At 65.0% G+C, this 18,036-nt stretch carries 19 protein-coding genes and 1 tRNA gene; 8 read left to right on the top strand and 12 right to left on the bottom strand.

The window, feature by feature from the left end; genetic code table 11:
• The first annotated feature begins 18 nt into the window (after positions 1–18).
• The 3 genes from AC1DWU_RS07595 (at position 19) to AC1DWU_RS07585 (ending at position 2,162) form a co-directional block, all read left to right on the top strand.
• On the top strand, positions 19–648 hold the full coding sequence (locus AC1DWU_RS07595) for a hypothetical protein (RefSeq protein WP_477149358.1): 630 nt from the start codon (positions 19–21) through the stop codon (positions 646–648).
• A 73-nt stretch (positions 649–721) separates the two neighbouring features.
• On the top strand, positions 722–1,384 hold the full coding sequence (locus AC1DWU_RS07590; protein ID WP_477149357.1) for an HAD-IA family hydrolase: 663 nt from the start codon (positions 722–724) through the stop codon (positions 1,382–1,384).
• Positions 1,385–1,388: 4 nt separating this feature from the next.
• Positions 1,389–2,162, top strand: coding sequence for an ATP12 family chaperone protein (locus AC1DWU_RS07585; RefSeq protein ID WP_477149356.1), 774 nt, complete (start codon positions 1,389–1,391; stop codon positions 2,160–2,162).
• A 6-nt stretch (positions 2,163–2,168) separates the two neighbouring features.
• Here AC1DWU_RS07585 and AC1DWU_RS07580 read toward each other — a convergent pair whose 3' ends face one another.
• From AC1DWU_RS07580 to rimO, 5 genes are all read right to left on the bottom strand, one after another.
• Entirely contained in the window at positions 2,169–3,644 is a 1,476-nt protein-coding gene (locus AC1DWU_RS07580; protein ID WP_477149355.1) for a glycosyltransferase family 39 protein, read from the bottom strand.
• A 94-nt stretch (positions 3,645–3,738) separates the two neighbouring features.
• Complete coding sequence (folK, locus tag AC1DWU_RS07575) at positions 3,739–4,179, bottom strand: 2-amino-4-hydroxy-6-hydroxymethyldihydropteridine diphosphokinase (RefSeq protein ID WP_477149354.1); 441 nt, start codon at positions 4,177–4,179, stop codon at positions 3,739–3,741.
• Positions 4,179–4,565, bottom strand: coding sequence for a dihydroneopterin aldolase (gene folB / locus AC1DWU_RS07570; RefSeq protein WP_477149353.1), 387 nt, complete (start codon positions 4,563–4,565; stop codon positions 4,179–4,181). The genes folK and folB overlap by 1 nt, the downstream gene beginning before the upstream one ends.
• A 4-nt stretch (positions 4,566–4,569) precedes the next feature.
• On the bottom strand, positions 4,570–5,421 hold the full coding sequence (gene folP, locus AC1DWU_RS07565; RefSeq protein WP_477149352.1) for a dihydropteroate synthase: 852 nt from the start codon (positions 5,419–5,421) through the stop codon (positions 4,570–4,572).
• Positions 5,421–6,785 carry a 30S ribosomal protein S12 methylthiotransferase RimO gene (gene rimO, locus AC1DWU_RS07560; RefSeq protein WP_477149351.1) on the bottom strand — a complete coding sequence of 455 codons (1,365 nt, stop codon included), beginning with the start codon at positions 6,783–6,785 and terminating at the stop codon, positions 5,421–5,423. The genes folP and rimO overlap by 1 nt, the downstream gene beginning before the upstream one ends.
• 193 nt (positions 6,786–6,978) lie before the next feature.
• On the opposite strand from rimO, the gene AC1DWU_RS07555 reads away from it, so the two are divergent.
• Positions 6,979–7,401, top strand: a complete 423-nt coding sequence (locus AC1DWU_RS07555) for a DoxX family protein (RefSeq protein ID WP_477149350.1) — start codon at positions 6,979–6,981, stop codon at positions 7,399–7,401.
• 36 nt (positions 7,402–7,437) lie between these two features.
• Here the strand turns inward: AC1DWU_RS07555 and AC1DWU_RS07550 are convergent, their stop codons facing one another.
• Together AC1DWU_RS07550 and lipB are read right to left on the bottom strand one after the other, a co-directional pair.
• Positions 7,438–7,911 carry a DUF4282 domain-containing protein gene (locus tag AC1DWU_RS07550; protein ID WP_477149349.1) on the bottom strand — a complete coding sequence of 158 codons (474 nt, stop codon included), beginning with the start codon at positions 7,909–7,911 and terminating at the stop codon, positions 7,438–7,440.
• 43 nt (positions 7,912–7,954) lie between these two features.
• Entirely contained in the window at positions 7,955–8,701 is a 747-nt protein-coding gene (gene lipB / locus AC1DWU_RS07545) for a lipoyl(octanoyl) transferase LipB (protein WP_477149348.1), read from the bottom strand.
• A 68-nt stretch (positions 8,702–8,769) separates the two neighbouring features.
• On the opposite strand from lipB, the gene AC1DWU_RS07540 reads away from it, so the two are divergent.
• On the top strand, positions 8,770–9,003 hold the full coding sequence (locus tag AC1DWU_RS07540; protein WP_477149347.1) for a FliM/FliN family flagellar motor switch protein: 234 nt from the start codon (positions 8,770–8,772) through the stop codon (positions 9,001–9,003).
• Positions 9,004–9,118: 115 nt separating this feature from the next.
• A tRNA-Leu gene (locus AC1DWU_RS07535) sits at positions 9,119–9,203 on the top strand.
• A gap of 220 nt (positions 9,204–9,423) precedes the next feature.
• Here the strand turns inward: AC1DWU_RS07535 and AC1DWU_RS07530 are convergent.
• Positions 9,424–11,619, bottom strand: coding sequence for a heavy metal translocating P-type ATPase (locus tag AC1DWU_RS07530; protein WP_477149346.1), 2,196 nt, complete (start codon positions 11,617–11,619; stop codon positions 9,424–9,426).
• A gap of 78 nt (positions 11,620–11,697) precedes the next feature.
• On the opposite strand from AC1DWU_RS07530, the gene AC1DWU_RS07525 reads away from it, so the two are divergent.
• Positions 11,698–12,120, top strand: coding sequence for a MerR family transcriptional regulator (locus AC1DWU_RS07525; protein WP_477149345.1), 423 nt, complete (start codon positions 11,698–11,700; stop codon positions 12,118–12,120).
• On the opposite strand, the gene AC1DWU_RS07520 is transcribed toward AC1DWU_RS07525, so the two are convergent.
• The 4 genes from AC1DWU_RS07520 to metH form a co-directional block, all read right to left on the bottom strand.
• Positions 12,117–12,389: a hypothetical protein gene (locus tag AC1DWU_RS07520; RefSeq protein ID WP_477149344.1), complete on the bottom strand. Its 273-nt coding sequence runs from the start codon at positions 12,387–12,389 to the stop codon at positions 12,117–12,119. The genes AC1DWU_RS07525 and AC1DWU_RS07520 overlap by 4 nt on opposite strands.
• 126 nt (positions 12,390–12,515) lie before the next feature.
• Entirely contained in the window at positions 12,516–12,842 is a 327-nt protein-coding gene (locus AC1DWU_RS07515) for a hypothetical protein (protein WP_477149343.1), read from the bottom strand.
• Positions 12,842–13,216, bottom strand: coding sequence for a hypothetical protein (locus tag AC1DWU_RS07510; protein WP_477149342.1), 375 nt, complete (start codon positions 13,214–13,216; stop codon positions 12,842–12,844). Before AC1DWU_RS07510 ends, AC1DWU_RS07515 begins: the two co-directional genes overlap by 1 nt.
• Positions 13,213–16,977 (bottom strand): methionine synthase, encoded by a 3,765-nt coding sequence (metH, locus tag AC1DWU_RS07505; protein WP_477149341.1) that lies wholly within the window; start codon positions 16,975–16,977, stop codon positions 13,213–13,215. Before metH ends, AC1DWU_RS07510 begins: the two co-directional genes overlap by 4 nt.
• A gap of 163 nt (positions 16,978–17,140) precedes the next feature.
• Between metH and AC1DWU_RS07500 the strand changes: the two genes are divergently transcribed.
• On the top strand, positions 17,141–17,836 hold the full coding sequence (locus AC1DWU_RS07500; RefSeq protein WP_477149340.1) for an alpha/beta fold hydrolase: 696 nt from the start codon (positions 17,141–17,143) through the stop codon (positions 17,834–17,836).
• Positions 17,837–18,036 lie beyond the last annotated feature (200 nt).

Below are 18,036 nucleotides of genomic sequence, written 5' to 3'. Positions count from 1 at the left end.
GCGCACAGGGAGATGCCAATGAAAACGATCGTTCTCGCCGCTGTCACCGCGGCGACCCTCGCCATTGCTGCACCGGCCATTGCGCAGGACGCAACCACCATGACCTTCTTCGTCACCAGCGTGGGTGTGGGGGACGGTGCCAATCTCGGCGGCCTCGATGGCGCCGACGCGCATTGCGCGAAGCTGGCGGAGGCCGCAGGCTCCATTGGCAAGACCTGGAAGGCTTACCTCAGCGCCGAAGGCGTCAACGCCAAGGACCGGATCGGCGCCGGGCCGTGGCAGAACTTCAAGGGCGACGTGATCGCCACCGATGTCGCCAACCTCCACTCGGACGCCAACAACATCACCAAGCAGACCGCGCTGTCGGAGACGGGGGCCATAACCAAGGGCCGTGGCGACGAGCCGAACCAGCACGACATCCTCACCGGCTCGAATGCCGACGGCACACTGGCCGTCGGCCAGACCTGCGGCGACTGGACCCTCAACGGCGAAGGCACGGCGATGCTCGGCCACGCCGACCGCCTGGGACCCGACACGCTCGCGACAGCCACATCGTGGAACGCGGCCCACCCGTCGCGCGGCTGCAGCCAGGACAACCTTATCGGCACCGGCGGCGCTGGCCTGCTCTACTGCTTCGCCGCCCAGTAGTCGGCGGCCTCGCGCGGGGCGTGACATGCCCCGCGTTTTGTGGTTCTGAACGGGCCGAACGAGGACCACTCGCATGCGGCTCATTGTCTTCGATATGGACGGCACGCTGATCGACACCCAGGCGCTCATTTCCGAGCACATGGGCGCAGCATTCGCGTCGCTCGACCTGGTGCCGCCGACTGCCGCGCAGGTGCGTCAGATCATCGGCCTGTCTCTCCCGATCGCCGTCGGGCAGCTGGCGGGCACCGACGATATCGATGTGATCGAGGGCATCGTCGGCCAGTACCGAAGCTTCTACAAAGCCTCGCTGGAGCACGATGTCGACCGCGAACCGCTTTATCCAGGGGCGCGCGAGGCACTCGACCGGCTGAAGGAGAGGAAGGGCACGGTGCTGGGGATCGCTACTGGCAAGGGTCTCACCGGCGTCGCCCGAATCCTGGGCAATCACGGCATCGAGGGCCATTTCGTCACCCTGCAGACGCCCGACCACAATCCCTCCAAGCCCCATCCCGGCATGCTGCTCAGCGCCATGGCCGATACCGGCGCCGAGCCGCACCAGACAGTGATGGTGGGCGATACGGTCTATGACATGGAGTTGGCGCGGGCCGCCGGCACCCGAGCCATCGGGGTCAGCTGGGGCTATCACGAGGCGGCCGAGCTGCTGAAGGCAGGGGCAGGGACGCTGATCCACGATTACGCCGAGCTCGATGCCGCCATCGAGCGCGTGCTGGAGTAGACCGATGCGCGAGTTCCTCGACGACGCCCACCAGCACCGCAATGATGGCTACGGTCGCGCCCAGCATCTCAACAAGGTCGAGCTGCCCAAGCGCTTCTACAAGGATGTCGGGGTCGGTACGGCCGCCGGTGGCTTCGCCGTGACGCTGGACGGCCGTTCGCCGCGCACGCCCGGGCAGACCCCGGTGGTGGTGCCCCAACGCGTCCTGGCGGAGGCCATGGCCGAGGAATGGGCGGCGCAGGGCGAGTTCATCGATCCCAAGGTCATGCCGATCGTGCGGCTGGTCAACTCGGCTATTGAAGCCGGCGAGGAGCGCCTCGGAGCGCTCCGCGACGAGATCGTCAAGTATTCCGGCAACGACCTTCTGCTCTACCGCGCCGATACGCCGCGAGAACTCGTCGCCGAGCAGGAGCGGGTCTGGGACGCGGCGCTTGTTCGCATCGCCCGCCATTTCGACATCAGCTTCCAGCCAACCATCGGCATCGTCCACCAGCCGCAGCCGGCAGCAACCCTTGCGCGTCTCGGTCAGTCGCTCGCTGGGACCAACCTGATCGAAATCGTCGCCCTCAACTCCCTCACCGGCATCACCGGCTCGGGCCTGCTCAGCATCGCGCTGCGCGAGAAGCTGATGACGCCGGAAGAGATCTGGGCCGCTGCCCATGTCGACGAAGACTACAACGTCCGCCTGTGGGGCGAGGTCGAAGAAGCCACAGAACGGCGTGTGAAACGCCGGCTGGACTTCGATGCCGCCGTGCGGGTGCTGGAGATGGTGCGCTAGGCCCCACTACTTGGGGTGGATGATCGCCCAGCCGTAGCGCACGCTGGTCTTGTCGTTCACCGGTACGGTGACGTCACCACCAACTTCCAAGTGCCTGCCGTCGGCCAGGGCAACCAGTCCCTCCGGCGGCTCAAGCTTGTCGCCCCATTCGCGCCATACGGCCAAGGCGCCGTCGCGGTCGAGCTGTCCTGGCGTGATCCACGAGCTGTGCTGCAAGTCGAAATCGATCAGCACTAACGGCCGTGGCTTGGCGTAGAGCGAGACCGGACCGGCATCGATCGAACGGCCGGCCACGATCTGCAGGGGCGTCGACATGCGCGATTTCCAGTTCGCCTCCATCGCAGCCGAAAGCATGCGGTCAGGGATTAGCTCCGGGGCAACGCGACCGGCGTTGGCGCCCAGATGCAGCGACACCACCCAGCCGATCGGTGCCCCGATCATCAGCATCGCCCACACGATCCCGGCCAGCAGCGGCCGCCTTACCTTGAGGGGCGTCGGAAGCAGCAGCACCAGGACGAGGCCCGAGAGCGCGACGAGCGAGCCGCCCACCTCAGGCCGGATCGAGCTTCCGGACCAAACTGACGACAGGCCCACCAGCACGATCGGAGCGACACCGGAGAGCATGATCAGCCAGAAATCGGAACGCGAGGTGTCCGCGCCCGCCAATGTCAGCTTCTCGCGACCCTTGCGCCAGCCGACAAGGCCGAGGGCCAGTACTAGCAACATGGGCAGGTGAAAGGCGACCTGTGCCAGCACGAACATCACGGGGGAGATGGCGCGGTCCACCAGGTTGGTGAACCGCGGCATCGACTCGAACGGATAGCGGAACGGCAGGAAGTCGTTTGCCACCAGCCAGTAGAGGTGTGGAGACAGGATCAGCAGCCCCGTCACCGCGGTGACATAGGGGCCGGGCGAGGCCAGCCGTCGGCGGTAGTTCGGCTCCACCGCCGCAAAGGCGGCGAGCAAAATCAGGAGGATGCCCCCGCTATACTTCGCATACATCAGCAGCGCCGCTGCGACCCCGAGCAGCACCCAGGCGATACGGCTGTTGGTGAGGAATGCCCGACGGAAATAGAACACCGTCATCACCCAGAGCGGCAGCTGCACAATGTTGTGGTTCAGCGTTTCGATCGGGCGGGTGAAGTAGTAGTTGACCATCGAGATGGCCACGGCCAGCAGTGCGAGTTGGGCGCCCTTGATGTCGCGCGACAGCCGGAACAGATAGACGAGCGTGAGCCCGGCAGCCCCGACCGCCAGGACCGACTGCGACTGCGGCCAGCCACCGGTTGCGACGAAGCCGATTTCGGCCAGCCAGGCCGGCAGGGGCGGATGCTTCCAGTAACCCAGCTGCCAGCCTTGACCGAAGGCGAACATGTCGTAGGTATCGAGATAGAATCCCGGCAGGGTCAGCAGGCACGCAATCCACACGGCGCAATACACCGCGATGACGAACGCCGCGTAGCGTTCGTACTTGTCCTGCATCCAACCCACCAACATCGCCCCGATCTGCTTAGTCCCACGTGAGATCGCACGAAGCCGAAGCGGACGTAAAGGGTAGGGGCGTCCGAAGGCCGAATTACTGAGCGCGCGAGCGGCTGATGATCCACTCCGCGACATCAGGCGCAATCTCGCGGAGCGGGTCGAGGACGAAGTCTCGGTCGTGGGCGAACCGATGCGGCAAGTGCAGCCACTCGCTGTGCAGTTCCAACCGCTCGTAGGCCACGATGTCGATATCGATACGGCGCGGACCCCACCGGATGTCGCGAACCCGGCCCATTTCGAGTTCGACTCCAAGGCAGGCGTCGAGCAGCTCGTGCGGCCCCAGGTGCGTCTCGATCTCCACCACCATGTTGGAGAAGTCGGGCTGGTCCGTCTTACCCCAGGGCTTGGTGATCAGCATCGTCGATTGCGCTACCACATCGATGCCCGGGTGCGCGTCAAGCCGCAGCACCGCCTCGCGCACCTGCGCCGGTGGATCGCCGATATTGGCCCCGAGCCCTAGCCAGGCGCGCGCCATCAGCTGATGTCCCGGTGGCGATGCAGCTCGATCGCGGCTTCGCCGGCTACCATGGCAATCGGTGCCGACGGCTTGCGCACGCGAACTTCGATCCAGCGGATCGCGGAAAACGCCTCGAAGAGCCGATCGACGACATGCTGGCCGACCGCCTCGATCAGCTTGAACCGCCGCTCTTCGAACGCTGCCTTCGCGACGTTGTAGATCTCGGCATAGGAGATTGAATGCTCCAGCTCATCGCTGCGTCCCGCCTGGCCGAGGTCGACGCCGCATTTGAGGTCGACGAAGAAGCGCTGGCCCAGCACCGCTTCCTCCGGCATCACACCGTGATAGCCGAAGAACCCCAGGTCCCTGAGGATGATGCGGTCGCCGTCGAAGTCTCTGGTCACGTCACTAGTCCTGACTATGCGGTCCATATAGGGCCGCTTCAGCGACGCGCAAGGCGTCGCGGTTGGGCCTGATGTCGTGGACGCGGAAGATATGTGCACCGGCCGCGTAGCCGAGCACCGAAGTCGCCACCGTCCCCGCCAGCCGCTCGTCGGCCGGTATATCCAGCAGCTGGCCGATCATCGACTTGCGCGAGGTGCCGACCAGCACCGGAAAGCCCAGCGCCACCAGCTCTGGCAGCCGTCGCAGGATTTCATAGTTCTCGCCGAGCGACTTGGCGAAGCCGAAACCCGGATCGAGCACGATCTGGCTGCGTTGGACGCCTGCCTTGTCGGCAATCGCCAGCGTCACATCGAAATACCGGGCCATCTCGGCCATCACGTCGCGCGACGTGTCCCGGCCTCTGTCCCAATGCATCACCACCAGCGGCGCACCGTACTGCGCCGCCACGGCCGCGACCTCCGGCTCGCGCTGCAGCCCGTGAACGTCATTGATGATAGTCGCCCCGGCGACAATCGCCCGCTCGGCCACCTCGGCCTTGTATGTATCGATCGAGATCGGCGCCGTGATCCCGTCAGCCCGCAGCGCGCCGATTGCCGGCAGCACTCGCGCCAACTCGTCGGCTACCGACACCTCCTCAGCCCCCGGCCGAGTACTCTCGCCACCGATGTCGATGATATCAGCGCCCTGGGCCAGCATCAGCCGCGCCTGCGTCAGCGCCGCCGGCAGCGCATCGAAGCGCCCGCCGTCCGAGAAACTGTCAGGGGTGACGTTGAGAATGCCCATGAGCCGGGCCGTACGACCAAGGCGCAGGGCGGTGTCGCCCGGCGCCAGTTCATACTCGCGGTGGCTGGCCATCAGCTGGCGACGGCGGCAGGCTTCCGGTCGCCCTTGGCGGCAACTGAGGACGGCACGGCGAACAGGTCGTACTCGTCCGACTCGGTCACCAGCACCGACACCTTGTCGCCGACCTTGATGCCGTCGGCTTCATGGATGATCACGGTGCCGTCGATCTCCGGCGCGTCCCACTGGCTGCGGCCAATGGCGCGGCCGGTATCGGGCTCGACGTCGTCGACCAGCACGTCGATGGTGCGGCCGACCTTCTTCGACAGCACATGAGCCGAGATGTCCTGCGCCACTTCCATCAGCCGCTCGTAGCGGTCGCGCTTTACGTCATCGGGGACGATGCCCTCGATGTCGTTAGCGGGAGCGCCGGTCACCGGCTCGTACTCGAAGCAGCCGATGCGGTCGATCTCGGCCTCTTCCAACCAGTCGAGCAGGAATTCGAAGTCCTCCTCGGTCTCGCCCGGGAAGCCGACGATGAAGTTGGAACGGATCGCGAGGTCGGGCGCCATGGCGCGCCAGGCCTTGATCCGGTCGAGCGTCTTCACCTGGTTGGCCGGGCGGCGCATCGACTTCAGCACCTGCGGCGAGGCGTGCTGGAACGGGATATCGAGATAGGGGAGAATCTTGCCCTCGGCCATCAGCGGGATGACGCTGTCGACATGCGGGTAGGGGTAGACGTAGTGGAGGCGGGTCCACACGTCCATCTGGCCCAGTTCCTCGGCCAGCGTCTGGAACTTCGCCGAGACGTCGCGGCCACGGAACTTCGAATTCGCGTACTTGATGTCTACACCGTAGGCCGAGGTGTCCTGCGAGATCACCATGATCTCCTTGACGCCGGTCGCCACTAAGCGCTCGGCCTCGTACAGCACCGAAGCGATCGGGCGCGACACCAGGTCGCCGCGGATCTGCGGGATGATGCAGAAGGTGCAGCGGTTGTTGCAGCCCTCGGAGATCTTCATGTAGGCGTAGTGCCGCGGCGTCAGCTTGAGGCCAGCCTCCGGCACCAGGTCGACGAACTTGTTCGGCACCGGCGGCAGGTGGGTGTTCACCGCGTTGACCACATCCTCGTACTGGTGCGGGCCGGTGACGGCGAGCACGCTCGGATGGGTGTCGCGGATCATCTGCTCCTCGACGCCGAGGCAGCCGGTGACGATGACGCGGCCATTGGCGCCGACGGCCTCGCCGATCGCCTCCAGGCTTTCCTTCTTGGCGCTGTCGAGGAACCCGCAGGTGTTCACCAGCACGATATCCGCGCCCTCATAGTCGCGCGAGAACGCATAGCCCTGCGATCTCAGCGTCGTCATGATGCGTTCGGAGTCGACGAGGGCCTTGGGGCAGCCGAGGCTGACCAGGCCGATTTTTGGAGCTTGTGTCATTGGCGCGTGCCTATGCGCCAAACCGGCGGAAAAAGCAATGATCGGCAGTCTGCGATGGAAGCAGGGCAGACCTGATCACGGCCGATCACAAGCCTGTCAGGTTACCAAACCTTCAGTTGACCCGAATCCTGAGCCTGAGGCTCTTGTTTCCTGATGCGCCCACCTCCGAGGCGTCCAGCAGGAAAAAAGACCAATGAATCTCGAAGCACTCAACAGGTACCAGCCGCAGGCGCTGGCCGTCCTTCGCGTCGTCACCGCGCTCTGCTTCATGGCCCATGGCACCCAGAAGCTGTTCGGCTTCCCGGCGTCGGACATGGGCGGCGTCGAGATCTTCTCGCTGATGGGCCTTGCGGCCATCCTCGAAGTGTTCGGCGGGCTCGCCATCATCCTTGGCCTGTTCACCCGCCCGGTCGCCTTCATCCTCGCCGGCGAAATGGCCTATGCGTTCTGGATGATGCACGTGCCGATGGGCGGCAGCATCATCCCGGCCGCCAATGGTGGTGATGGCGCCGTGCTTTTCTGCTTCGTATTCCTCTATCTCGTATTCGCCGGCCCCGGCGCCTGGAGCCTCGACGAAGTGCTCAAGTCCCGGCGCGGCAGCCCGGTCGCAGCCTAGAACTGAAAAGGCCGCCCTCAGGCGGCCTTTTTTGTTTCAGATGTCGGGCTTGGCGGTCGGGGGCGGCGTCCGCTTGGCCGTCCGCCGCACAGCCGGCGTCGTCGGGGCAGGGGGTGGTGTACCGTCACTGCTCTCGTCGTCCTCGTAAGGCTCGTCCTCGGCGATATCGTGGATCGCGTCGCGCACCTCGTCAATCAGCGAGGTCGGCACGCGGCTCAGGCTGACCGTTCGTGTCACAGTCTCGTTCGCCTTGAAGAATACCAGCAGAACTTCGCAGACGATGCGCAGAACAATGAGGAACAACGCGCCATAGACCGCGATCTCGAGCAGCCCCCAGAGCCCATCGCCAAAATTGCGGCCGAAGCTCGCGAACAGGTGCCCCACGGACCACAGCAGCAGCGCAGCGAGGCCGGTCGCATACAGCACCGGCACAAGTCGCGGCGAAAGGATGGTCTCGAGCCGGAACAGCGTCGGGCTAAGGAAGATTTTCTTGAGATCGTCCAGCGTCATGGCCTCACCCCTGATGGAATCGGTCAATCAGAAAATGCGTGTATCAGGCGGCACTTACAAGTGTTTCCGGACGCAGGTCTGCTGTCGGCCCGAAGCGACGCTCGAACGCCGCACGCAGTGCACCGTCAACCTCGGCCATCGAGACGAGCTGCCCGAGGTCCTCGAAACTGGTCACCCCCTGGTCGGAGATGCCGCACGGCACGATGCCATCGAAGTGTGAAAGGGTCGGCGACACATTGATCGCAATGCCGTGGAACGTCACCCAGCGGCTCACTCGCACGCCGATCGCCGCCACCTTGTCCTCGCGACCCGGCCCCTTGTCCGGCCGAGCCACCCACACACCGATCCGCCCATCACGCCGCTCGCCCTTGATGTTGAAGGCCGCGAGCGTGTCGATGATCAGGCCCTCGAGCCCTTGCACCAGGCAGCGCACATCCCGGCCGCGCTGACGCAGGTCGAGCATGAAGTAGACGACCCGCTGGCCGGGGCCATGGTAGGTGTACTGCCCACCGCGGCCCGCGTCGTAGACCGGGAACCGATTGGGCGAGAGCAGGTCCTCGGGCGCCGCTGACGTGCCGGCGGTATAGAGCGGCGGATGTTCCAGCAGCCAGACCTGCTCGCCGGCCGCGCCTTCCGCTACCGCGGCGGCTCGCGCCTTCATCGCCTCCAGCGCCTCGAGATAGGGGACATACCCCTCCGAGATTCGCCATTCGACCGGCACGCCGTCGCTCCGGAACAGTTTGGTCCCGGTGTCGCAAGTTGGGTCAGTCGTTAACGCTTCGGTAAGCATGGGCAGCCGATGCTCTCTTACAAGGGGCCCGGCGCGATTCAGCCGGGATGATCGTTCGCGGTTTATGTATGAACACTCTAGACAATATTGAAGTCGATATCACCGTGGAGCTTGGCGCTGCCAGCATGCCGGTGCATCACCTGCTGCGCATGGGCCGCGGGGCGGTGATCGAACTCGACACCGGCGAGAACGACCCGCTGCGCATCTACGCCAACAACACCCTGATCGCCCGCGGCGAAGTGAAGGTCGAGGATGGCCGGCTCAGCGTCGAGCTCACGGAAAAAGTCCGCCGCCCGGCCTGATTTGCCAATTGGCAACCTGCCTTGCCATATCGGCAATTAATCGCTTGCGCCCCGGACCGACCATTGCTACACGCTGCCTCGCTTCGCCGGTTCGGCGTTGCATCTACCTCGGCGTGCGGTCGTGGCGGAATTGGTAGACGCGCAGCGTTGAGGTCGCTGTGCCGCAAGGCGTGGAAGTTCGAGTCTTCTCGACCGCACCAGGGTCCCAGCAGATCCTGCAGTCCAAAACAGACGGCTCCCCCCGGGGAGCCGTTGTTGTTTCGGGCCTAAAGCGTGGCGGCGATCAGCGCCACCATGATCAGGCTCTCGCAGGCAATCAACATTCCGAGGGCAATGTTCCACCGGGTCATCGCTGGCCTCCTCCTGGGTCGGACAATAGAGGATGGCCGGTGACAAGATGCTGACAGCCGATTTGCTTGGCTAGCGAGCCTTCCAGCCAAGCAAACGCATTGCGTTGATCGTCACGATCACGGTTGCGCCAGTATCAGCGAGGATGGCCGGCCACAGACCGGTAATGCCGACGATCGTCGTCACGAGGAATACCACCTTCAGCCCGAGCGCCACGGTGATGTTCTGGGCGATATTTCCCATCGTTGCCTTCGACAGGCCGATCATGTTCGCGATATCGGCGACGCGGCCGTGAAGGATCGCGGCGTCGGCGGTTTCGAGCGCCACATCCGTGCCGCCGCCCATGGCGATACCGATATCGGCAGCCGCAAGGGCAGGGGCGTCGTTGATGCCGTCGCCCACCTTGGCCACCACGCGGCCCTGCTGCTGCAGTTCGCGCACGATCCGCTGCTTGTCCTCGGGCAGGAGGCCGGCGCGAACCTCGATGCCGAGGTCGGCGCCGATTGCCTTCGCCGTCCGCTCGTTGTCGCCGGTCAGCATCACCGTGGTGACGCCGGCTTCCCGCAACCGGCTTAGTCCTTCGGCGGCATCGGCGCGCGGCTCGTCGCGGATGGCGAGGAAGCCCGCTACCTGATCGCCGACCAGTAGCACCGAGACGATCTTGCCGGCATCGTTGAGCGCCCCGATCCGCTCACGCAGCGCTGCATCGAACGGCGCGCGTTCTTCCGCTGCCTTGGGCGAAGCGAGGAACAGGTCCTCGCCGCCGACCTTGCCGGTGACACCCTTGCCGGGTACCGCCTTGGCATTGGTCGCCGGGGGCACGAATGCCTTGTCGGCACCGGCGCGCGCCAGCACGGCCACCGCCAGCGGGTGACTCGAACCGGTCTCCAGCGCCGCTGCCATCGACAGCACCTGGGATTCGGTCCGGCCGACGCCGACAATGTCGGTCACCTCCGGTTTGCCCTCGGTGAGGGTGCCGGTCTTGTCGAGCGCCACGGTATCGATCTTCCGCAACTGCTCCAGCACCGCGCCCCCCTTCAGCAACAGCCCGCGCCGGGCACCAGCTGAGAGGCCAGCAGCGATAGCTGCGGGGATTGAGATCACCAGCGCGCACGGGCAACCGATCAGGAGGATCGCGAGGCCCTTGTAGATCCACTCATCCCAGGCCTGGGCAGCCAGCAACGGTGGCAGGATGGCGACCAGCGCGCCGACCACCAGCACGCCGGGCGTGTAGTAGCGCGAGAACTTGTCGATGAACCGCTCGGTGGGTGCTTTGCTCTCCTGCGCTTCCTCGACCAGCCGCACGACGCGCGCGATGGTGTTGTCGGCAGCAGCAGCCGTCACCCGCACGCGCAGCACCGCGTCGGCATTGATCGTGCCCGCGAACACCTCGTCGCCAACCCCCTTGGTCTTTGGCACGCTCTCGCCGGTCACCGGCGCCTCGTTGATGGCCGAACTGCCCTCGACGATGACGCCATCCGCAGCGATCCGGTCGCCGGGCCGCACCAGGATGATGGTACCTACCGCGAGCTGCACTGCTGGCACTTCGCTGGTGGCGCCGTCGCGCTCCACCAGCGCCAGCTTCGGCACCAGGTCGGCAAGGCCGCGGATGCTGGCTCGCGCCCGGCCAGCTGCCACGCCCTCGAGCAATTCGCCGACGAGGAACAGCAGCACCACCGTGGCCGCTTCCTCTGTCGCGCCGATGAACACCGCGCCGACCGCCGCAATCGTCATCAGTGTCTCGATAGAGAACGGCGTGCCGGTCATCGCCGCAACCACGGCATGGCGCGCAACGGGGATCAGCCCTACCGCCATGGCGACAAAGAACGCCCAGTGGCCGATCTGCGGGAACAACTGTCCCACGATGTAGGCCGCCAGCAGTGCCGCGCCCGAGATGAAAGTCAGCAGCGCCTTGCGGGTCCGCCACCACGGCCCGTCGATGATCTCGGCATGCCCGGAGTGATCGTGCTCACGGTCATGATTGTGGCTGTGGTCACCGTGGTCATGATCGGCGTGGCTATGATCGTTTGTGGCCGGCGCCACGGACTTTGCGGGCGCAATGGAGTAGCCCAGCGCCTTCACCTGCCGCTCGATAGCGCCCTTGGCGATGTCGCCCGAGTGCGTCACCGTCAGCGTGCCGTTCGGCAGCGACACCGCCACCTCGCCGACGCCCGGAAGCCGCCCGACAGCGTTCTCGATCTTGGTCACGCAGGCGGCGCAATCCATGCCGCCAATGCGGAACTTCAGCTTCTCAGCGGCCTCGGACATGGGGCGCTCCTTGGATTCTTCATCATGTCCGCATACATCTAGGACCTCTAGCCACTAGAGGATCAAGGGGTGAATGCGATGAATCTGCCGATCGGCGAATTGTCCCGACTGACCGGCGTAAAAGTGCCGACAATCCGCTTCTACGAGCAGATCGGGCTGCTGTCGTCGCCGCCGCGTACGGAAGGCAACCAGCGTCGCTACGGCAAGCCGGAAGTCGAACGGCTGAACTTCATCCGCCATTCGCGCGAGCTTGGCTTCGAGGTCGACGATATCCGCGAACTGCTGGATATGGCCGGCGCCCCGCGAGCGTCCTGCCATCAGGCCGACAGCATCGCCCGCAACCATCTCAGCGAAATCGACCGCCGCATCGCCAGCCTCACCGCGCTACGCGGCGAGCTGGCGCGAATGGTCGAGGAATGCGGCCACGGGCGCATCTGCGACTGCCGCATCATCGAAGTGCTGGCCGATCACGGCGAGTGCGTCACCGAGCACGCGCATTAGGAGCGGGAGCGCGGGTACTTTCCCTGGGCATAGCCGAGAAACAACCCGGCGATCAGGCCGACGACCACGCCAACGATCGCCAGCATGATTCCCGGCACTACGACGCCGATGATCCTCGCCGGACCGGGATCGGGCTCCGGTGCGGGACTGAACGCCGTCGCTATGGGCAACAGGATGATGGCCACCACACCGAGGCCCATGAGCATGACGGCGCCGAAAAGCAGCTTGCTCCCGACATTGATCGAGAACGGTTCATGTGGGTCTGACAATTGACACGCCCCCTCAAGCGTACGCGCGTCGCGCCACCAATGGTGGCGGTCCACGATGCCCAAGCGTGGCAGGATTTCACTGCGAAAACAACACGGACGTGCCCGTGAAAGGTCCGTGTTGAACGGTCAGGCCTGCCAGTCCAGCACGGTGTTTCCGTCGCGGCAGAAGGTGACGGCCAGTTGGCCCGCCTCGCCGCGCCACGCGTGAGACTGGGCGTCATCGCCCTCGCGCCGTAGTTCGTGGCCATTCCGGCGCAGGTCGGCGACGATCATGCCGATCTGGTTACGCCAATCACGTGGGTCGCTGGCCGCCGCCAGCCGGGAGCGGATCTCGGACTGCAGGTCGCCCAGCCGCCGGCCCCGCTCAGCGTCGCCGAGCGCCAATAATGCGGCTCGGCTTGTCGGGGAGGTGTCATCAACCGATCGCCGGACGAAGAAGTCGAGGGCGGCCATCAAATCACCTCCGCCAGATGAAAGTTGCGGGCCACGGTGTGGTCTCTCAGGCCGAACGCCGGGAGCTTGCCCGGCACGATCGCATCGGCGACGGCGTCCCGGTCGCTGACGTCGGTCGCATCGACGACGACGCGCACGAACGGCTCGGCCATCCCGAGCCGCACCTTTTCCTGCAGCTCGAACAGCAGCACCCGCACATTGCCGCGGCTCTCGCAGGCGATGCACTCGGTTCCCGGCTCATGGGCGTGCAGCGGCGGATCAAGATGCACCACGGCGGTATCACGCCCGCCGAAGCGCGCGAGCGCCGCCTTGTCGGTGACCACAGTCACCGGCACGGAGCGGTCGCGACGCGCGAACGGAGCAGAAGAGGTCATACCGCCTCCTTGTCCGCGCTCGGCGTGTAGTTGAGGATCGGCCCGAGCCAGCGCTCGACCTCGCGGATCGCCATGCCCTTGCGCCGGGCATAGTCCTCCACCTGGTCACGCTCGACCTTGGCCACGCCGAAATAGAAGCTCTCGGGGTGGCTGAGGTAGATACCGGACACGGACGAGCCCGGCCACATGGCGTAGCTCTCGGTAAGCTCCACGCCGATCCGCTGCTTGGCGTTGAGCAGGTGGAACAGCGTCGTCTTCTCGGTGTGGTCCGGCTGCGCCGGATAGCCCGGGGCAGGGCGGATACCCTGGTAGGGCTCGCCGACGAGGTCGGTCGGCGCGAAGGCCTCGCTGGCGCCGTAGCCCCAGAATTCCTTCCGCACCCGCTCGTGCATCAGTTCGGCGAACGCCTCGGCGAAGCGGTCTGCCAGTGCCTTGATCAGGATCGACGAGTAGTCGTCGTTCCGCCGCTCGAAGCGCTCGGCGATGACGTTCTCCTCGAGCCCAGCCGTGACGACGAAGCCGCCCAGATAGTCCGGGGTGCCCTCGGGCGCCACGAAGTCGGCCAGCGCCATGTGCGGCTTGCCGCCGGTCTTCGACAGCTGCTGGCGCAGGGTGAAGAACGTCGCCAGCTGATCCTTGCGGTCGGCGTCGGTATAGAGCCGGATATCGTCGCCAACCTGATTGGCGTGCCAGAAACCGATCACCGCCTTGGGGCGGAACCAGTTCTTCTGGATCACTTCCTTCAGCATCTTCTGGGCATCGTCCCAGAGCTGGCGCGCAGCCGGGCCCTGGTCCTTGTCCTCGAGCACCGCCGGGAAGCGGCCTTTGAGCTCCCAGGCCTGGAAGAACGGCGTCCAGTCGATGTATTTGGCGATCTCGGCCAGGTCGTAGTTCTCGAACACACGCGTGCCGAGGAAGGTCGGCTTGGGTGGCGTGTAGTTGCTCCAGTCCGGCTTGAAGCGGTTGTCGCGTGCCTTGCTGAGCGGCGTCCGCTGCTTTTCGGCCTCGCTCTGCCGGTGCTTTTCGGCCAGCCGCTCGTACTCGGCCTTCACGTCGCTGACATAGGCCGGACGCTGTTCCTGCGACAGCAGCGACGACACCACGCCAACGGCGCGGCTCGCGTCGTGCACGTGCACCGTCGGACCGCCGTGATACTGGGGGTGGATCTTCACCGCCGTGTGGACGCGCGAGGTCGTCGCGCCGCCGATCAGCAGCGGCACGGTAAAGCCCTCGCGCTCCATCTCCGAGGCGACGTGCACCATCTCGTCCAGCGACGGGGTGATCAGGCCCGAAAGCCCGATGACGTCGACTTTCTCGGCCTTGGCGGTCTCGAGGATCTTCGCCGTCGGCACCATCACGCCAAGGTCGATGATCTCGTAGTTGTTGCAGCTCAAAACCACGCCGACGATGTTCTTGCCGATGTCGTGCACATCGCCCTTCACCGTCGCCATCAGGATTTTGCCGGCGCTCTTCCGACCGGTCGCATTGCCGTCGGCGTTCTTCTCCGCCTCCATGAAGGGGAGGAGATGCGCCACGGCCTGCTTCATCACGCGGGCGGACTTCACCACCTGCGGCAGGAACATCTTGCCAGAGCCGAACAGGTCGCCGACCACGCTCATCCCGGCCATCAGCGGGCCTTCAATGACATGCAGCGGCCGTGCCGACTCGAGGCGGGCCTCCTCGGTGTCCTCGTCGATGAACTCGGTGATGCCGTTGACCAGCGCATGCGAGATGCGGTCAGCCACGGGCTTGGTCCGCCAAGTCAGGTCCTTGGCCTTCTGCTCGCCACCGGCCTGGCCTTTGAACCGCTCGGCAATCTCCAAGAGCCGCTCGGTCGAATCCGCACGACGGTTGAAGATCACATCCTCACAGGCCTCGCGCAGCCCCGGCTCCAGCGAGTCGTACACTGCCAGCTGACCGGCATTGACGATGCCCATGTCCATGCCCGCCTGGATGGCGTGGTAGAGAAACACCGAGTGCATCGCCTCGCGCACCGGCTCGTTGCCACGGAACGAGAAGCTGAGATTGCTCACGCCGCCGGAAATATGAGCGTGCGGAAGGGTTTGCCGGATCGCCTTCGTCGCCTCGATGAAGGCGATGCCGTAGCCGACATGTTCCTCGATGCCCGTGGCGATGGCGAAGACGTTGGGGTCGAAGACGATATCCTCGGGCGGGAAGCCGACTTCCTCGGTCAAGAGCTTATAGGCCTTGGTGCAGATCTCGACCTTCCGCTCATAGGTATCGGCCTGGCCCTGCTCGTCGAACGCCATCACCACCACGGCAGCGCCATAGGAACGCACCAGCCGGGCAGCTTCGAGGAACTTCTCGACGCCTTCCTTCATGGAGATCGAGTTGACCAGCGCCTTGCCCTGCACGCACTTCAACCCCGCCTCGATCACCTCGAACTTCGAGCTGTCGATCATCAGCGGAACGCGGGCGATATCCGGCTCCGCCGCGAGCAGGTTGAGGAACTCGACCATCACCTTCTGGCTGTCGAGCAGGCCCTCGTCGACGTTGATGTCGATGACCTGCGCGCCGTTCTGCACCTGGTCGCGTGCCACTTCGAGCGCTGCGGTGTAGTCGCCGGCGGTGATGAGCTTCCGGAACTTGGCCGAGCCCGTGACATTGGTCCGCTCGCCGATGTTCACGAACGGGATGTCCTCGGTCAACGTGAACGGCTCGAGCCCGCTCAGCCGCAGGAAGGTCGGCACCTCGGGGATTTTCCGCGGCTTGTATTTCGACATTGCTTCCTTGATCGCCCGGATGTGGTCCGGGGTCGAACCGCAGCAGCCTCCAACGATGTTGAGGAAGCCGTCGCGGGCAAAACCCTCGAGCTGGCGCGCCATAAACTCCGGCGACTCGTCATAGCCGCCGAACTCGTTGGGCAGCCCGGCATTCGGGTAAGCGCAGATCAGCGCGTCCGCGACGTCGCTGAGCTCGTTGATGTGGGCGCGCATGGCATTGGCGCCGAGCGCGCAGTTGAGCCCGATGGTGAAGGGCTTGGCATGCCGCACCGAGTACCAGAACGCCGTCGGCGTCTGACCGGAGAGCGTGCGACCCGACAGGTCCGTGATCGTCCCAGAGATCATCACCGGCAACTCATAGCCGCGCTCGGTGAAGATGCGCTGTGCCGCGAAGATGCCAGCCTTGGTGTTCAGCGTATCGGTGATCGTCTCGAACAGCAGCACGTCAGCGCCACCGTCGATCAGTCCGTTGATCGCCTCTGCATAGCCCTTGACGATCTGGTCGAAGGTGATCGCCCGGTGACCCGGCGAATTGACGTCCGTCGACATCGATGCGGTCTTGTTCAGCGGCCCAAGCGCGCCCGCCACGAAGCGGCGCTTGCCGTCGATGTCGAACGCCTGCTGCGCTGCCTCGCGGGCGAGTTTGGCCCCGGCATAGTTCAGCTCGTAGGCGAGCTCCTGCATGCCGTAATCGGCCATCACCACGTCGGTGGACGAGAACGTGTTGCTCTCCACCATGTCGGCGCCGGCGAGGTAGTATTGCAGGTGGATGGCTCGGATCGCGTCCGGCTGGGTCAGGTTGAGCAGGTCGTTGTTGCCCCGCACATCCTTATGCCAGTCCTTGAAGCGCTCGCCGCGATAGGCGGCCTCATCGAGCTTCAGCTGCTGAATCATCGTGCCCATGGCGCCATCGAGGATCAGGATGCGTTCGGAGGCCGCTTGGGTAAGCGCTGCCCGAACCTCCTCGCCATTCGGCAAGGAATTTCTATCGATCTCAATGTGTTGAGCTTCAGTCATCGCTCGACTTTCCAACGTCTGTCACGCCAAAATGCGTTCACCGCCGGCAAGGTCGCACGGCGGGATATAAAGATATCTTTATATGATTGCCGACCGCCCGGCAAGCAAGGCTGTTTCCGCACGAATTGCGGAACTGGAACATCCGATCAGGACTTTCGCTTTCATGACAATGCCAATCCTCCTCGTACCCGGCCTCAACTGCACCGCCGAGATTTACGCCCATCAGATGCCGGCACTGTGGCGGTTCGGTCCGGTTACGGTGGCGAACCACACCGAGGGCACGTCGATGGAGGAGATCGCCGCGTCGATCCTCCGCAATGCGCCGCGGGAGTTCGCGCTCGTCGGCTTCTCCATGGGCGGCTACCTGGCATTCGAGATTCTCCGGCAGGCGAGGGGGCGGGTGCCGAAGCTGGCGCTGCTCGATACCTCGGCCCGGCCGGACACGCCGGAAGCCAAGGATAAGCGCCGCGCCGCCATCGCCTTGACGGAGCAGGGGAAGTTCAACCTCGCCGTCGCTCAGTCGTTCCCGAACGCCGTCCATCCCGACCATGTAGGCGACGCCGCGCTCAAGGCGCTGCATGTCCGCATGGCGACGGCCGTCGGTGGCGAGACGTACATCCGCCAGCAGACCGCGATCATGAACCGCCCGGACTCTCGCCCCGAACTCGGCGCCATCGAGGCTCCGACCCTGGTGGTCGTCGGCGACAAGGACGCCATCACCGTTCCCGATGCCGCCCGCGAGATGGCCACCGGCATTGCCGACGCCAAGCTCGTGGTCGTGCCGAGGGCAGGGCACATGGCGCTGGTCGAGCAACACGCCATTGTTACCGCGGAACTCGCGGAGTGGGCGGCTAAATAGCTGGCATTTTAAGCAAATTAACCAGGCTGCAACCACGTTGCGGTTCCCTGAGACCATCGCCGCACGGCTTTCGGTATGGTGCGGAAATCTCTGTTTTGGGTTGATCTGGTTTTGGCAGTGTTCTCTCGCGACCTTCGCGCGGCCGCCCGGCTGCTTGCTCTTGCTGTGCTCGTCCTGCCGGTCGTGGCTGCTTGCAGCAG

Source organism: Devosia sp. P2_G7 (assembly GCF_056403495.1).
The sequence above is the reverse complement of the archived record's forward strand: the minus strand, read 5'-3'. Positions and strand labels throughout refer to the sequence as shown.

Bases quoted from the DNA above. Each gene is read 5' to 3' on its own strand.
- rimO (WP_477149351.1), bottom strand. From the start codon at position 6,785: ATGACACAAGCTCCAAAAATCGGCCTGGTCAGCCTCGGCTGCCCCAAG.
- AC1DWU_RS07515 (WP_477149343.1), bottom strand. From the start codon at position 12,842: ATGGCCGCCCTCGACTTCTTCGTCCGGCGATCGGTTGATGACACCTCC.
- AC1DWU_RS07500 (WP_477149340.1), top strand. From the start codon at position 17,141: ATGACAATGCCAATCCTCCTCGTACCCGGCCTCAACTGCACCGCCGAG.
- lipB (WP_477149348.1), bottom strand. From the start codon at position 8,701: ATGCTTACCGAAGCGTTAACGACTGACCCAACTTGCGACACCGGGACC.
- AC1DWU_RS07595 (WP_477149358.1), top strand. From the start codon at position 19: ATGAAAACGATCGTTCTCGCCGCTGTCACCGCGGCGACCCTCGCCATT.
- folK (WP_477149354.1), bottom strand. From the start codon at position 4,179: ATGGCGCGCGCCTGGCTAGGGCTCGGGGCCAATATCGGCGATCCACCG.
- AC1DWU_RS07510 (WP_477149342.1), bottom strand. From the start codon at position 13,216: ATGACCTCTTCTGCTCCGTTCGCGCGTCGCGACCGCTCCGTGCCGGTG.
- AC1DWU_RS07555 (WP_477149350.1), top strand. From the start codon at position 6,979: ATGAATCTCGAAGCACTCAACAGGTACCAGCCGCAGGCGCTGGCCGTC.
- metH (WP_477149341.1), bottom strand. From the start codon at position 16,977: ATGACTGAAGCTCAACACATTGAGATCGATAGAAATTCCTTGCCGAAT.
- AC1DWU_RS07550 (WP_477149349.1), bottom strand. From the start codon at position 7,911: ATGACGCTGGACGATCTCAAGAAAATCTTCCTTAGCCCGACGCTGTTC.
- AC1DWU_RS07585 (WP_477149356.1), top strand. From the start codon at position 1,389: ATGCGCGAGTTCCTCGACGACGCCCACCAGCACCGCAATGATGGCTAC.
- AC1DWU_RS07525 (WP_477149345.1), top strand. From the start codon at position 11,698: ATGAATCTGCCGATCGGCGAATTGTCCCGACTGACCGGCGTAAAAGTG.
- AC1DWU_RS07540 (WP_477149347.1), top strand. From the start codon at position 8,770: ATGAACACTCTAGACAATATTGAAGTCGATATCACCGTGGAGCTTGGC.
- AC1DWU_RS07530 (WP_477149346.1), bottom strand. From the start codon at position 11,619: ATGTCCGAGGCCGCTGAGAAGCTGAAGTTCCGCATTGGCGGCATGGAT.
- folP (WP_477149352.1), bottom strand. From the start codon at position 5,421: ATGGCCAGCCACCGCGAGTATGAACTGGCGCCGGGCGACACCGCCCTG.
- AC1DWU_RS07590 (WP_477149357.1), top strand. From the start codon at position 722: ATGCGGCTCATTGTCTTCGATATGGACGGCACGCTGATCGACACCCAG.
- AC1DWU_RS07580 (WP_477149355.1), bottom strand. From the start codon at position 3,644: ATGCAGGACAAGTACGAACGCTACGCGGCGTTCGTCATCGCGGTGTAT.